13 protein-coding genes are annotated in these 13,816 nt (G+C 43.2%); 11 read left to right on the forward strand and 2 right to left on the reverse strand.

The features are described from left to right. Window positions 1–5 precede the first annotated feature (5 nt). The 4 genes from LCD32_RS05850 (at window position 6) to LCD32_RS05865 (ending at window position 2,907) form a co-directional block, all read left to right on the forward strand. The gene (locus LCD32_RS05850) at window positions 6–701 is read left to right on the forward strand and encodes an SDR family NAD(P)-dependent oxidoreductase (protein WP_224563145.1); all 696 of its coding nucleotides are present in this window, start codon (window positions 6–8) and stop codon (window positions 699–701) included. Next, window positions 679–1,464: an SDR family oxidoreductase gene (locus tag LCD32_RS05855; protein WP_318010841.1), complete on the forward strand. Its 786-nt coding sequence runs from the start codon at window positions 679–681 to the stop codon at window positions 1,462–1,464. Before LCD32_RS05850 ends, LCD32_RS05855 begins: the two co-directional genes overlap by 23 nt. 93 nt (window positions 1,465–1,557) lie before the next feature. After that, window positions 1,558–2,514, forward strand: a complete 957-nt coding sequence (locus tag LCD32_RS05860; protein WP_017359143.1) for a sugar-binding transcriptional regulator — start codon at window positions 1,558–1,560, stop codon at window positions 2,512–2,514. Between the two features lie 63 nt (window positions 2,515–2,577). Beyond that, a complete protein-coding gene (locus tag LCD32_RS05865; RefSeq protein ID WP_017359142.1) occupies window positions 2,578–2,907 on the forward strand; it encodes a hypothetical protein in 330 nt (109 codons plus the stop codon). A 13-nt stretch (window positions 2,908–2,920) separates the two neighbouring features. On the opposite strand, the gene LCD32_RS05870 is transcribed toward LCD32_RS05865, so the two are convergent. Further along, window positions 2,921–4,246: an APC family permease gene (locus tag LCD32_RS05870; RefSeq protein WP_035700447.1), complete on the reverse strand. Its 1,326-nt coding sequence runs from the start codon at window positions 4,244–4,246 to the stop codon at window positions 2,921–2,923. Window positions 4,247–4,575: 329 nt separating this feature from the next. Between LCD32_RS05870 and LCD32_RS05875 the strand changes: the two genes are divergently transcribed. Then, a complete protein-coding gene (locus tag LCD32_RS05875) occupies window positions 4,576–5,526 on the forward strand; it encodes a ring-cleaving dioxygenase (RefSeq protein ID WP_224563151.1) in 951 nt (316 codons plus the stop codon). A gap of 242 nt (window positions 5,527–5,768) precedes the next feature. Here LCD32_RS05875 and LCD32_RS05880 read toward each other — a convergent pair whose 3' ends face one another. Beyond that, window positions 5,769–7,088 (reverse strand): S1C family serine protease, encoded by a 1,320-nt coding sequence (locus tag LCD32_RS05880; RefSeq protein ID WP_224563154.1) that lies wholly within the window; start codon window positions 7,086–7,088, stop codon window positions 5,769–5,771. 169 nt (window positions 7,089–7,257) lie between these two features. Between LCD32_RS05880 and proG the strand changes: the two genes are divergently transcribed. The 6 genes from proG (at window position 7,258) to LCD32_RS05910 (ending at window position 13,646) form a co-directional block, all read left to right on the forward strand. Next, window positions 7,258–8,082, forward strand: coding sequence for a pyrroline-5-carboxylate reductase ProG (gene proG / locus LCD32_RS05885; protein ID WP_017359139.1), 825 nt, complete (start codon window positions 7,258–7,260; stop codon window positions 8,080–8,082). Between the two features lie 189 nt (window positions 8,083–8,271). Beyond that, window positions 8,272–9,096: a M55 family metallopeptidase gene (locus LCD32_RS05890; protein WP_025207215.1), complete on the forward strand. Its 825-nt coding sequence runs from the start codon at window positions 8,272–8,274 to the stop codon at window positions 9,094–9,096. 18 nt (window positions 9,097–9,114) lie between these two features. After that, window positions 9,115–10,050 (forward strand): ABC transporter permease, encoded by a 936-nt coding sequence (locus LCD32_RS05895; protein WP_008346233.1) that lies wholly within the window; start codon window positions 9,115–9,117, stop codon window positions 10,048–10,050. Next, complete coding sequence (locus tag LCD32_RS05900) at window positions 10,047–11,009, forward strand: ABC transporter permease (RefSeq protein ID WP_017359137.1); 963 nt, start codon at window positions 10,047–10,049, stop codon at window positions 11,007–11,009. Before LCD32_RS05895 ends, LCD32_RS05900 begins: the two co-directional genes overlap by 4 nt. Before the next feature lie 7 nt (window positions 11,010–11,016). Next, window positions 11,017–12,030: an ABC transporter ATP-binding protein gene (locus tag LCD32_RS05905; protein WP_007498841.1), complete on the forward strand. Its 1,014-nt coding sequence runs from the start codon at window positions 11,017–11,019 to the stop codon at window positions 12,028–12,030. After that, window positions 12,027–13,646 carry a peptide ABC transporter substrate-binding protein gene (locus LCD32_RS05910; protein ID WP_065460225.1) on the forward strand — a complete coding sequence of 540 codons (1,620 nt, stop codon included), beginning with the start codon at window positions 12,027–12,029 and terminating at the stop codon, window positions 13,644–13,646. Before LCD32_RS05905 ends, LCD32_RS05910 begins: the two co-directional genes overlap by 4 nt. The last annotated feature ends 170 nt before the right edge of the window (window positions 13,647–13,816 follow it).

Genomic DNA, 13,816 nt, shown 5'->3' on the forward strand with positions numbered 1-13,816 from the left:
TCCGTGTGCACGTCCAGCTTCATCAGAAAGTGGCACTTGTGACAGATAGCACAGATGGATTTGGAGAAGCCATCTGCCTGGCTTTGGCCCGGGCAGGTGCACATGTTTTCATACACGCTTTTCGTGATGAATCAAAAGCAAAGTCGATTAGCAAAGACATTGAAAAATTAGGCGGCCAATCGACTGTTGTCATCAATCCGCTTGAGACACCGCGTGATGCCACGCTGATGCTAAGACAAGTCATCGATACATGCGGCAAACTTGATATTTTAGTCAATCAAGCCGAGCAAACAGCAGATGGGGAGATTGATGACGTAAGTCCTGAGATATGGGTCGATGAAGTGGAAAGGTCCGTAAATACAGTCTTTCTTTCCAGTCAAGCCGCAGTGTGGCATATGGTGGATCAGAAGAAGGGTTGCATCATTAATATTTCCTCATCAGGCAGCATAACAGGTGATGGCGGGATCTCACATGCTACATCAAATAGTATGTTGAATGCCATGACAAAAGGATTAGCGCGCGAATTTAAAGACAAAGGCATTCGGGTATTGGCTCTACTTCCGCCGCCTCTCCATTTGCTTCCTGACAAAGAGCAAATCAAGGAGACGGTGGCTCATATGACTGTTTTCTTAAGTACATCGTACGGTGCATTTACAGATGGAGCAGCGATTATGCTTGATGGGGGTGAGAGCGCTGGCTAATCAACAAAAACCAGTTCTCATCGTAGGTGGTGCCCAAGGGATCGGCAAAGAAATTGCTCAGCGTTTTTTAAAAGAAGGGCATCGTGTAGCTGTGTCAGATATAGATGAACAGGGACTTTCGCTTTTAAAACAACAGCATCCTCATCTGCTGACGTTCCAAGCTGATGTTTCATCGTGGGAAAGTGTTCAGCAGATGACGTCAGCAGCTGAAAGGGAGCTGGGTGGCATTGGGCATCTTGTCTATTCAGCAGGAATGACGAAATCCCTTCCTTTTTTAGAAGTTGATTTTTCACTTTGGAAAAAAACACTGGCTGTGAATCTATATGGTCTTTTCTATTGCATCAAAGCATTAGCACCCTATCTATGTGAGCGGAAAGAAGGCAGCGTCGTCATTATTGGATCAGGATCTGCGATAACAGGCTCTGGCGGCGGCATCCAGTATTACGCGTCAAAAGCCGGGGCATTTGGTCTCATGCGTTCGCTTGTAAAGGAATTGGGTTCCCATCATGTCCGCATCAATGTCATTGCACCACGCGTCATTGAATCTCAGATGCTTGATACGCTCTATCCGACTGAGCTTGAGAAAAGTCAGCTTCGATCACTTATTCCTATCGGGAGATTAGGAAAACCAGAAGATATTGCTGGAGTCACTTTATTTCTCGCAAGTGACGAGGGAAGCTATTTGCACGGACAGATACTCTTATTAGACGGCGGGAGAACGTATCAGCCTAAATATAGCGAGGGAAAAAGAGCGGAGAGTTGATCGCTCTTTTTGTCATTTTCATAACAATTGTTCCAATTAGAAACGAATGTTTGGTATACTGGTAATCATAGTATATTAAAAGGATGATGTCACATGCTGAATTGGGAAGAAAGACGACAGCTCGTCAAGGTTGCTCATCTTTATTATACAGACGGGTGGACGCAGCAGGAGATTGCAAAAAAACTCAATGTCTCAAGACCAGTCATTTCAAAGCTCTTACAAAAAGCAAAAGATGTGGGAATCGTTGAAGTGTACATTAAAGACGAAAGTATTCATACAGTGGAACTTGAAAAACAGCTGGAAACGACCTTTCAATTAACGGATGCTGTCGTTGTTCCAAGTGTCGGGACAATGTCTGAGATGGTCAAACGGGCAGTCGGTCAAGCGGGCGCCTATTATCTTTCTAAAAACATGAAAGGCGCTGAGAAAATCGGTATTTCATGGGGGACCACACTTGCCGAGCTAGTGAAGGAATATCCATTTGAACGAAGAAACGATGTCAAAGTCATTCCTTTAGAGGGTGGAATGGGCAGGCAGGCGGTCGACATTCACGCGAATCAGCTGGCGTATGAGCTGGCAAAGAAAATGAATGGTACGTGCTCCTATTTATATGCACCTGCGATCTTAGAAACAGAAGAATTAAAAGAGCGGCTGATGGCGATGCAGGACATAGAAGCTGTGCTTGAAGAAGGCAGAAATGTTGATATTGCCCTCATCGGTATTGGGAATCCGCATAAAGGCTCTACATTAAAAACAGTCGGTTATTTAAAAGAAGAAGATTTGTCTGGTTTAAGGCAATCAGGAGCTGTTGGTGATATTGGTTTTCGTTTCTTTGACGGGGAAGGGAAACCAGTCCAAGATGAGCTGAACCAAAAGGTGATTGGATTATCGTTAGAACAATTAAAGAACGTGAAAAAAGTCATCGCAGTTGTGGAAGGAACCCATAAGGCTGAAAGTATTTTAGGGGCCTTAAACGGCGGCTTTATTCAGGTGCTCGTCACCGATGAATTGACTGCGGCAGCTATTTTAAAGGAAGCATCTGTCCAATAAACAGCTGACAGCCATCGTATTGTATAAAAAGAGCAACATCAAACGAGAAAGGAGCTGTGTATCTTGAAGAAAACCGAAATGGAAGCAAACCTACACTGTACTCGGTGCCAAGAAGAGACCCTCCACAGCATCGTTTATGTGAATGATCAGATGAAAAGCGTTGAGTGTACAGAGTGTCATCAGAAAATCAGTGTGCAAGTCGACATCATAAAGGAATTTTACAAAGAAGTATATGAAAAAATTGCGACAAAGCCGAAGCGGATGACGCAGGAGTATAAGGCGAATCTGAATGGATTTATTTCAAGACTCCCCATCCGGGTTTTAAGTAAGCCATACCGGCTGATGAGATATTTAAACGAATCTTATAAGGTCATTAAGCAATATAAAAAATAAAGCAGAGGCTATTTTAGCGCTCTGCTTTATTTTGTGTTTTTTTCATATAGTAATAAATCGGCAGTCCGGCAATGCCGATCAGCATGGAGATCAGGCAGCTTTGCCAATCGGTGATCATGGTGCTGATTAAGACAAAGAAAGAGCCGATAATCGCAATGATCGGTGTGAGCGGGTAAAGTGGTACGCTATAAGCGCGCTTTATTCCCTTGTTTTGTTTTCTTAGCTTAAAGACAGCGAAAAAGGCCATCACATAAAAGATGTAAATCATGAAAATCGAAACCTCTGACAGCTTCTCGGGATTACTGACGATCATAAACACAATGGCAATCAAAATCTGTACAAATACAGCGATCCAAGGTGTTTGAAAAGTAGGATGAATGCGTGAAATGGCTTTGGCAAATGGAATTTGTTTTCGTTCTGCCATCGCAAAAATGACACGCGGGAACGAAAGAACCTTTCCATTCAAACAGCCAAAGATACTAATGATGATTCCGATACTAATAATTTTACCGCCAATGGGACCAAAGAGCATTGTAGCAGCTGTGCTTGTGGCATTTTCACCTAGTTGAACGATTTGATCAGCTGGTAACACATGCAAAAGGGCGATGTTAATAAAGAGATAACATGCTGTGACAATTAAAATACCGCCTGCCATCGCGCGAGGAAGCAGTTTCTCTGGATTTTTCATTTCACCGCCAAGCGCTGCAAGCAAAATCCAGCCATCATAGGCGAATAATGTTGCCAAAATTGCTGCACCGAAGTTCATCTGAGCGATACTCTCATTGACGGCTGTGAAAATATGTTCATTTCCTTTCCATAAGCCAAACACAATAATTGCTGCAATTGGAACAAGTTTTCCGATCGTGGTCAGTCCTTGGACAAAACCACCGTATTTCGTTCCCATGATGTTGATCACACATAAAAAAAGAACGGTGATAATGCCAATGGTTGTAGCCCATAAAGAAGAAAGAGAAAATAAATTAGCTAATAATGAACCAAAATAAAGACCAAGAGCACCAATAATCGCTGGTCCGTAAATAATAATTTGCACCCAGCCACATAAGTAGCCCCAAAATTCACCGTATACTTCTTCAAGATAGGCATATAAACCGCCAGTACGTGGGATTTGTGTACCAATTTCAGCGACTGTGAGTCCGCCTGCAAGGGTTAAGATCCCGCCTAACAGCCATGCGAATAAGGCGATGCCTGAGCTTCCTGAATAAGAAAGGACGTTGCCAGGCTTCATAAAAACGCCAGATCCAATAATTGTTCCGATGACAAGAGATAGGGCAAAAAATAAGCCGATGTCTTGTTTTAACGCTGGTTGTTCTTTGTTCATTACACACGACCTCCTGCATCACTTTCATACGTTACTGTGACATGTATTTTGTTCATTGTAATACGATTTTAGGAAAACAAGAATTAAAAAAATTTTCTGATTTTCGTATTTGTATTTAAAAGTGTTCGTTTATTGGGGATATTAGGATGAATGTTATCTTAAAAGCGAACAATATAAGAATATTTTTGATGTAATGTTAATTTAATAGGCGAAAACCGAACATCCAATAAAGATGCAGCCGAATGGTTGACTTTTCTTCTAAAATGACCTATTTTATTCATAAGGATATTATCTTGAATTCGAGATATTTTATAATAGGAGTGAACACAATGAAAATAAATGGGATTCACCACGTATCAGCACTAACAGCAAATGCTCAGAAAAACGTTGATTTCTACCGCCAAATCCTTGGCTTAAAACTGGTGAAAAAAACAGTCAATCAAGATGATCCATCGATGTATCATCTATTTTATGGAGATGAGGTCGCCTCACCTGGTACAGAGCTGACGTTTTTTGAAATACCGATGCTCGCCCGCCGGCTGGACGGAACAAATGCGATCTCACGCACAGGTCTGATTGTCACTTCAGAAGAGGCACTCACTTTTTGGGAAAAGCGCTTTGAAGAAAAAGGTGTAAAGAAAGAAACAGCTTCTTTAAGAGGTGGCAGACCTGCCTTGAAATTTACAGATCCAGAAGGACAGCAGCTGTTTTTGACTGTAGAACCAAGCGTGCAAGATGAAGCGAAGCCGCCAGTGCATGATGAGATTCCTGCTGATTTTGCGATCAGAGGTTTGGGGCCAGTAGAATTAACAGTCGCAGAAGCAGATAAAACGATCAGTGTGTTAACGAGCATCCTTGGTTTCACAGAAAAAGCACGTGAACAATCAAATGATGGGGAAATCGTGACGATTTTTGAATCAGGACAAGGCGGAGCTGGAACAGAGATTCATGTCATTGAAAAAGCAGAAGGACCTGTTGAGCGATCTGGTAGAGGTAGTGTTCATCACGTAGCTTTTCGTGTAGCGGACGCAGAAGAGCTTGAAAAATGGCATGATAAAATAGCCAAAGCCGGTTTCACCAACTCTGGTGTTGTAGAACGTTTTTATTTTAAAGCCCTATATTTTAGAGAGCCAAACGGCATTTTGTTTGAAATCTCAACAGACGGTCCGGGATTTACAGTGGATGAAAGCGTAGATGAGCTTGGTGATCAATTAGCACTTCCACCATTTTTAGAGCACAAACGATCAGAAATTGAACAAAGATTAGTCCCAATCAAGTGAACATGAAAAAAGCAGCTCAATTTTTATGAGCTGCTTAGATTGTTGACAAAGGGCTAAAATGAACTTTATTTTAGCCCTTTGTCTTCTTTTCAGTGTGATAGAAAACCTTTGCAGTCTAGAAAGGACGAGCACTGGCACGGAGCGAATTTGACATTCGTGAGTACCAGCGCACAGGACTGACAAAGAATGCGAGGGTTTGTCTACACGCTGAGCAGCTCAATTTTTATGAGCTGCTTTTTTCGTTAAGAGCTGACTTGCTTTGATTCAGATTGTGTTAATGTCACTTGTTTTGTTTCTTCTGTTCCATTACGAACGAGTGTGATGCTGACGGTATCTCCTACTTTTGCATTCGTGTAAAGCTCGTGACGTAATTCACTGCCGGTTGTCACTTTTTTACCATTGATGGCGGTGATGACATCCTCTGTCTTTAATCCAGCTTTGGCAGCAGGTGAGCCAGCAGCGATTTCTTTTACGTACACGCCTTTATCCAGCTGACTGCTTGTCAGTCCAAGCGTTTCCTTCTGATAAGCATCTGGTACTTGTTCGAGATCCAGCATGCTGATACCGATATAAGGTCGTTCGATTTTTCCTTTTGTGAGAAGCTGCTCTGCAATTGGTTTGACATCATTGATTGGGAGCGCAAACCCGATACCTTCCACACCTGTTTCAGAAATTTTCATACTGGTGATCCCCACAACCTTTCCGTCTGTTGTTAACAGCGGCCCGCCGCTGTTGCCGGGGTTAATGGCGGCATCTGTTTGAATGACATTAATACTGCTTTCGCCAGCTGATGTATCCATAGACACTGTTCGATCGACACCGCTGACAATTCCTTGCGTCACTGTTCTTGATAAATCTTCACCAAGCGGGTTTCCGATTGCGATGACGGTTTCTCCTGCACGAAGGGATGAGGAGTCTCCAAGTTCAGCGACTTTTGTAACGCCACTGCTACTAATTTCCACGACAGCAAGATCAGTCAGCGGATCAGAGCCGACTACTTTTCCTTCCACCGTCTTGCCATTATGCAAGGAGACTGTTAATTTACTTGCTCCTTCAATCACATGGTTGTTTGTTAATACATAGGCTTTACTGCCCGATTTTTTGAAAATAACCCCTGATCCGGTACCGCTTTCTTGCTCTTGACTGCTGCTGTTTTGATTTTGCTGTGATCCATCAAAAGGTGTGTTCATATCGCCAAAATCTGTGGTTGTTTGACTTTGTGTTTGATAGTTTGTAATGCCGACGATGGCTGGTGATACGTTTTCGACCATATTGGAAATACTGCTGGTCGAATTGGATGTTTGTGACGCTGTTGTTTTTGACGAATTTGTACTTGTATCATTTGTCGATACAGCGGCTGTTTTCGTTGACGAATCAGTTGAATGATTTTCTGAATGCTGAGCATATGGAGTCAGAACGTAAACACCTAACGCTAACGTACCGCCTACAATCCCGCTGACAAATGGCTTCAGCCAGCCACTTGGCTTCTTCTGCTGTTTTTTCGGCTGTTCAATTCTTTGTAATTCATAAGAAGTGTGTTTTTCATCTTTGTGTTGTGTCATTAAGATCACTCTCTTTCATCGATTTTTACATGTATGTGTTCAAGATGTTTGACTGTATGTGGTGGATACTGACTTTATCGTAAGAAAAAAGTGTGGGATAAAAATGAAAACATTGTGGGAAATTGTTAAAATAAGTAGTGAATCTAAGCAAAATAGAGGAGATTAAACTGTGGAGACTATTGGAATCATTGGATATGGAAGCATGGCAGATATGATGGTACAAAAATGGCTGGATAAAGGAGTACTTCATGCCAGTCAGTTTATGATCCATACAAGAAGTGAAACGGAGCGTCTGCAACAGCTGAAAGAGAAGAACCAGCATGTCAACATTTGCTCTTTAGATGACATCTCTGCATCATGTGATGTCGTGTTTGTTTGTGTACCACCGCTTGCTGTACTTGATGTCTTAGATCAGCTGAGCCCCGCAAAGACATCTCTTCATATCGTATCAGTGGCAGCGGCTGTCACGTTAGACAAATTAATGCAACATACGAATCAGCCGGTGTCTAGATACATTCCCACTTTGACATCAGCCGTAGGAACGGGTGTATCCCTTGTGGCGCATGGTGAAACCACTGGGCAGGAGGCGCAAGAACGGCTCCACCGCCTGCTTTCAGCTTTTAGTATCGTCAGGGAAGTGGAAGAGGACCGCTTTGATGCGGCGAGTAATTTGACAAGCTCTTCTCCGGGCTTTATTGCAGCAATCTTTGAAGAAATGGCGAGAGCCGCTGTTCGGAATAGTGAGCTTTCTTTAGAAGAAGCCTATGAATTTTTAACATATGCGCTGCTCGGTACAGGACAAGTTCTTGTTGAACACGGACTGACATTTGCTGAAACGGTGAACAGGGTCGCAACAAAAGGCGGGATTACAGGAGAAGGCGCTGCAGTCATCCAGCAGCAGGCACCGCAAATGTTCGATGACTTGTTTACACAAACGATGAAAAAATATGCGCAACTAAAATCGCAAATCGATGAAGCAGACAAACACCACTAAAGACATAGCTAGTGGTGTTTTTTCTGTAAATTAAATCCTTTATCATCAATGCTTTTGACCTGTATTACCTGAGTCTAATTTCCTTATTTTCAGACATTGTATTGAAAAATCAATCAAGTTCTCATATAATTTTTTAGAAAATTTAGAAAAATATACACAAATTTTAAGTTTAATTAAAGGGGGATGGGGATGAAGCTCTATTTATCAGTCGATATGGAGGGAATTACTGGTCTAGCTGATCATACATTTGTTGATAGCCGCCAGCACAATTATGAGCGCGGGAGAAAAATCATGACAGGTGAAGTGAACGCCTGTGTAGAAGCTCTTCTTACACATGGGGCGACCGATATTTTAGTGAATGATAGCCATTCTAAAATGAATAATCTGTTGATTGAAGATTTGCATGAGGAAGCATCTCTCATATCAGGTGATGTAAAGCCTTATTCAATGGTCCAAGGATTAGATCAAACGTATGATGCCGCTGTTTTTTTAGGCTATCATGCAAGGGCATCAATGAAAGGTGTGATGTCTCACAGTATGATTTTTGGTGTCAGACATTTTTACATAAATGATCATCCGATTGGTGAAATGGGCTTTAATGCGTATGTCGCAGGCTATTATGGTGTTCCGGTCATTCTTGTATGCGGAGACGATCAAGCAGCACTTGAAGCTGAAAAGTTAATGCCTGGCGTGAAAACAGTGGCGGTGAAAGAAACCATTTCAAGATCTGCTGTGAAATGCTTAACACCAGCGAAAGTGAGCACCCTCATCTCGCAGCAAGTGGAAGCTGCCATGAAACAAATTCATCAAATGAAGCCGCTCACGCCTCCTGAGCAGCCAGTGCTGAAAATCGAGTTTGCCAATTATGGACAAGCCGAATGGGCGAATTTAATGCCGGGTACGGCCATCATCGAAGGGACAACAACGGTGACGTACCAAGCAGAGAATATATTAGAAGCCTACCAAGCGATGCTTGTCATGACAGAGCTTGCCGCACGTACAACATTTTGTTAAGCGAGGGGGAGACAGCAGATGGCCAGCTTTTTGCTCAAGCGTTTGATTGCCATGATTGCCACGATTTTAACCATCACAACTTTAACGTTTATTTTAATGAAGGTCATCCCAGGATCGCCCTTCAATGAAGAACGAAATACAAACGAAACTGTCCAGCGAAACCTCGAAAGCTACTATCACTTAGACGAGCCACTCTATGTTCAATATATGATCTATTTAAAATCCATCGTTACTTTTGATTTTGGTCCTTCCATTAAAAAGCCTTCTGAAAGTGTCAATGATTTATTGGCGAGAGGTTTTCCAGTCTCATTAGAACTTGGTCTTATCTCTATTTTGATTGCTGTCATCTCCGGCATCTTGCTCGGAATCATGGCTGCCCTCCGGCATAATGGCTTGATTGATTATATCGCCATGACGATTGCTGTTTTCGGTATATCCATACCCAACTTTATCTTTGCTACCTTATTAATTCAGCAGCTTGCTGTGAATGTAAAACTCTTTCCTACAGCGATGTGGACAAGTCCAATGCATATGGTGCTTCCTACCATTGCACTGGCGGTAGGTCCAATGGCGATCATTGCCCGGTTAACGAGATCGAGCATGATTGAAGTGCTGTCGCAGGACTATATTCGAACTGCAAAAGCGAAAGGACTTTCCCCTTATAAAATTGTGTTTAAACATGCCCTGCGGAATGCACTTTTACCTGTTGTCACGATCCTTGGCACACTTGTCGCAAGTATTTTAACAGGCAGCTTTGTCATTGAAAAAATCTTTGCGATCCCTGGAATGGGAAAATACTTTGTCGAGAGTATTAACAACCGTGACTATCCTGTCATCATGGGAACTACTGTTTTTTACAGCATCATCTTAATTACCCTTCTTTTCATTGTAGATGTGACATATCGTCTGCTTGATCCAAGGATCCAGCTGCATCAGAAAGGAGGAAAGGCATGAGCATACACCTTCAGCATGATCAAACGAATCAAGCGCATGAAGTGCCAGATGAATGGTTTGCTCCTAAAGAACAAAAGACATCTGAAGTCCATGCCATTAAAAGACCCTCACTTTCGTATTGGGCAGATACTTGGCGACGGTTAAAACAAAATAAACTCGCTATGTTTAGTTTATCGGTGCTGATTTTTCTTTTCCTCATGGCTGTATTAGGTCCACTTCTTGCGCCGAATAGTGTGACAGAACAGCGGCTTTCTATGCAAAACTTGCCACCGTCAGCTGCTCACTGGTTTGGAACAGATGAGCTTGGACGTGATGTGTTTACACGTACTTGGTACGGCGCACGCATTTCATTATTTGTGGGCGTGATGGCCGCTCTCATTGATTTTGCAATCGGTGTCATCTATGGCGGTATTGCAGGCTATAAAGGCGGGAAGTATGACCATGTCATGATGCGGATCGTCGAGGTGCTTTACGGTCTGCCGTATTTACTCGTCGTCATTTTATTGATGGTCCTGATGGGGCCTGGGCTTGTCACTATTATTGTGGCGCTCACTGTCACAGGCTGGATCGGGATGGCAAGAATCGTGAGAGGTCAAGTCCTTCAGCTGAAAAGCCAAGAATATGTCCTTGCCTCGAAAACCTTTGGCGCAAAAAGCTTGCGCATCATCCGCAGAAATTTACTGCCGAATACGATGGGACCGATTATTGTCCAGATGACGCTAACTGTACCGACAGCGATTTTTGCTGAAGCATTCTTAAGTTTTCTCGGTTTAGGGATTCAAGCCCCGTTTGCAAGCTGGGGTGTGATGGCCAATGACGCCTTGCCGACAGTGCTGTCAGATAATGGCCACTGGTGGCGTTTATTCTTTCCGGCATTTTTTATTTCGCTGACGATGTTTTGCTTTAATAATTTAGGTGATGGCTTGCAAGATGCGCTTGATCCGAAGATGAAGAGGTGATGGCGTGATGAAAAAAATGCTTCGGATTATCGATCTGCATGTTAGCTTTCGGACATATGGCGGTTCTGTTCAAGCGGTACGCGGAGTGAATGTGGATGTGTATGAAAAAGAAACCCTCGCCATTGTCGGAGAATCAGGCTGCGGAAAAAGTGTGACGTCTCAAAGTATCATGCGGCTTCTCCCTGCATACAGCGCACAAGTCGATCAAGGGGAAATTTGGTTTCGTGATCGCAACTTGCTGTCATTATCTGAAAAAGACATGCGCAGCATACGTGGTGTCGATATCTCCATGATTTTTCAAGATCCTATGACGGCACTCAACCCGACGCTGACAATTGGAGATCAGCTGATGGAGGCTGCAAAAGTGCATCAGAAGCTGACAAAAAAAGAAGTGAAAGAAGAGGCGCTTCGTATGCTTGATTTGGTGGGGATTCCGCAGCCGAAAGAGAGGCTGAAGCAATATCCGCATCAGTTCAGCGGCGGCATGAGGCAACGGCTCATGATTGCAATGGCTCTTATTTGTGAGCCGAAGGTGCTGATTGCAGATGAACCGACAACTGCACTAGATGTCACCATACAGGCGCAGATTTTAGAACTATTTAAAGAGATTCAGAAAAAAACAGGCGTGACGATTATTTTAATCACACATGACCTAGGCGTCGTAGCACAAGTCGCTGATCGAGTGGCCGTCATGTACGGGGGGAAAATCGTTGAAGTTGGGACAAGGCGAGATATCTTTTACAGTCCGCAGCATCCCTATACAAAAGGGCTACTGCAATCCGTTCCAAGGCTGGATATGAAAGATGAACTCATTCCTATTGAAGGAAGCCCGCCTGATTTATTTGCCCCGCCAAAAGGTTGTCCATATACCGATCGATGCCCGTCTGCGATGAAAGTGTGTGATCATATCATGCCGCATGAAACGCAGCGTTCACCTACACATGCAGTACATTGCTGGCTCCAAGATGAACGAGCGAAGCAAACGGTTTTATCTTCAACACAAAGGGGGAGTTTTTCATGAGAAAAACAGGTTGGATTCTCAGTATGTGCTTTATCGCAGTGATGCTGCTTGCAGGATGTACAGCCAATGAGCAAGCAGGCAAAGGATCTTCAAGCAAGGGCGAAGAGAAAGTTTTAACATTAAATAATGAAAACGAACCGACATCATTTGATCCGCCCATTGGTTTTAATAATGTGTCCTGGCAAGGGCTCAATAACTTAATGGAAGGATTAACAAGACTGAATGAAAAGCACGAACCATCTGCTGCCATGGCGGAAAAATGGGACATCTCAAAGGACGGAAAAACGTACACGTTCCATTTAAGGGATGGGATTAAGTGGTCAAATGGTGATCCAGTCAAAGCAAGTGACTTTGAATATGCGTGGAAGCGGCTGCTAGATCCAAAGACGGGCTCTTCTGCGGCATTCTTAGCTTATATGATTGAAGGGGGCGAAGCGTTTAACAGCGGAAAAGGGAAGAAAGAAGATGTAAAAGTCAAGGCTGTTAATGATCAAACGCTAGAGGTCAAGCTAGCATACCCGCAGAAATCTTTCTTAAATATGACCGCAAACCCTGCCTTTTTCCCGGTGAATGAGAAGGTAGCGGAGAAGGACCCGAACTGGGCCAAGGATGCGAAAACCTTTGTCGGTAATGGACCGTTTAAGCTGACAGAGTGGAAGCATGATGAAAGCTTTACAATGGAAAAAAGTGACACGTATTGGGACAAACAAACGGTCAAGCTAGATCAAGTGAAATGGCTCATGATCAGTGACCGAAACACAGATTACCAAATGTATCAATCAGGAGATTTAGATACGGCCTTCGTTCCGGCAGAACAAAGTGAAGACCTGTTAAAAAGCAAAGATGTGCAAATTGAAGATCAAGCAGGGCTGTTTTTTTATCGCCTAAATGTCAACATGGAGCCTTTTCAAAATAAGAACATTCGCAAAGCCTTTCAAATGGCGATCAACCCTCAGGATATTGTAAAGTATGTGACGAAAAATGAAGAGAAGCCAGCACGTGCCTTCGTTTCACCAGGAATTTTAGATTCAAAGGGTGAAGATTTCAGAGAAGCTGGCGGCGACCTTGTCAAACATGATACGAGTGAAGCCGTAAAACTATTAGAAAAAGGGTTGAAAGAAGAGAACTATTCTAAGCTTCCGCCCGTCACATTAACATATAGTACAAAGCCTGAAAATAAGAAAAAAGCAGAAGCCATTCAGCAGCAATTAAAAGAAGCGCTAGGGGTAGATGTGAAGCTTGCAAACATGGAAGCAAATGTGTTTGCAGAAGATCAAAAGGCACTCAAATTCCAATTCTCGCAAAGCTCATTTCTAGCTGACTATGCAGACCCAATCAATTTCTTAGAGAGCTTCCAAACAGGAAATGCGATGAACCGGACAGGCTGGTCAAATGATACGTATGATCAGCTGATCAAAAAGGCGAGTCAAGAAGCAGGTGAACAAAAGAGAAATCGTATGCTGCATGATGCCGAGGCACTTCTGATGGAAGAAGCACCGATCATTCCCATTCATTTTTATAACCAAGTCTATTTACAAAAAGAAGGCGTAAAGGGCATTGTCCGTCATCCTGTTGGTTACATTGATTTGAAATGGGCACAGGTAGATGGAGAGTAAATGAAAAAAATGAGAGAACGGGACGCTTTGAAAAAAGCGTCTCAGCGTGTAGACAAACCCTCGCATTCGGTGTCAGTCCTGCGCTTCGGTGCTCACGAATGTCAAATTCGCTCCGCGCCGATGCTCGTCCTTCCTAGGGCTGCAAAGGTTTTCTATCACGCTTAAAAGAA

This window comes from Bacillus sp. RSS_NA_20, from assembly GCF_020165915.1.
GTDB classification, from domain to species: domain Bacteria; phylum Bacillota; class Bacilli; order Bacillales; family Bacillaceae; genus Bacillus; species Bacillus altitudinis.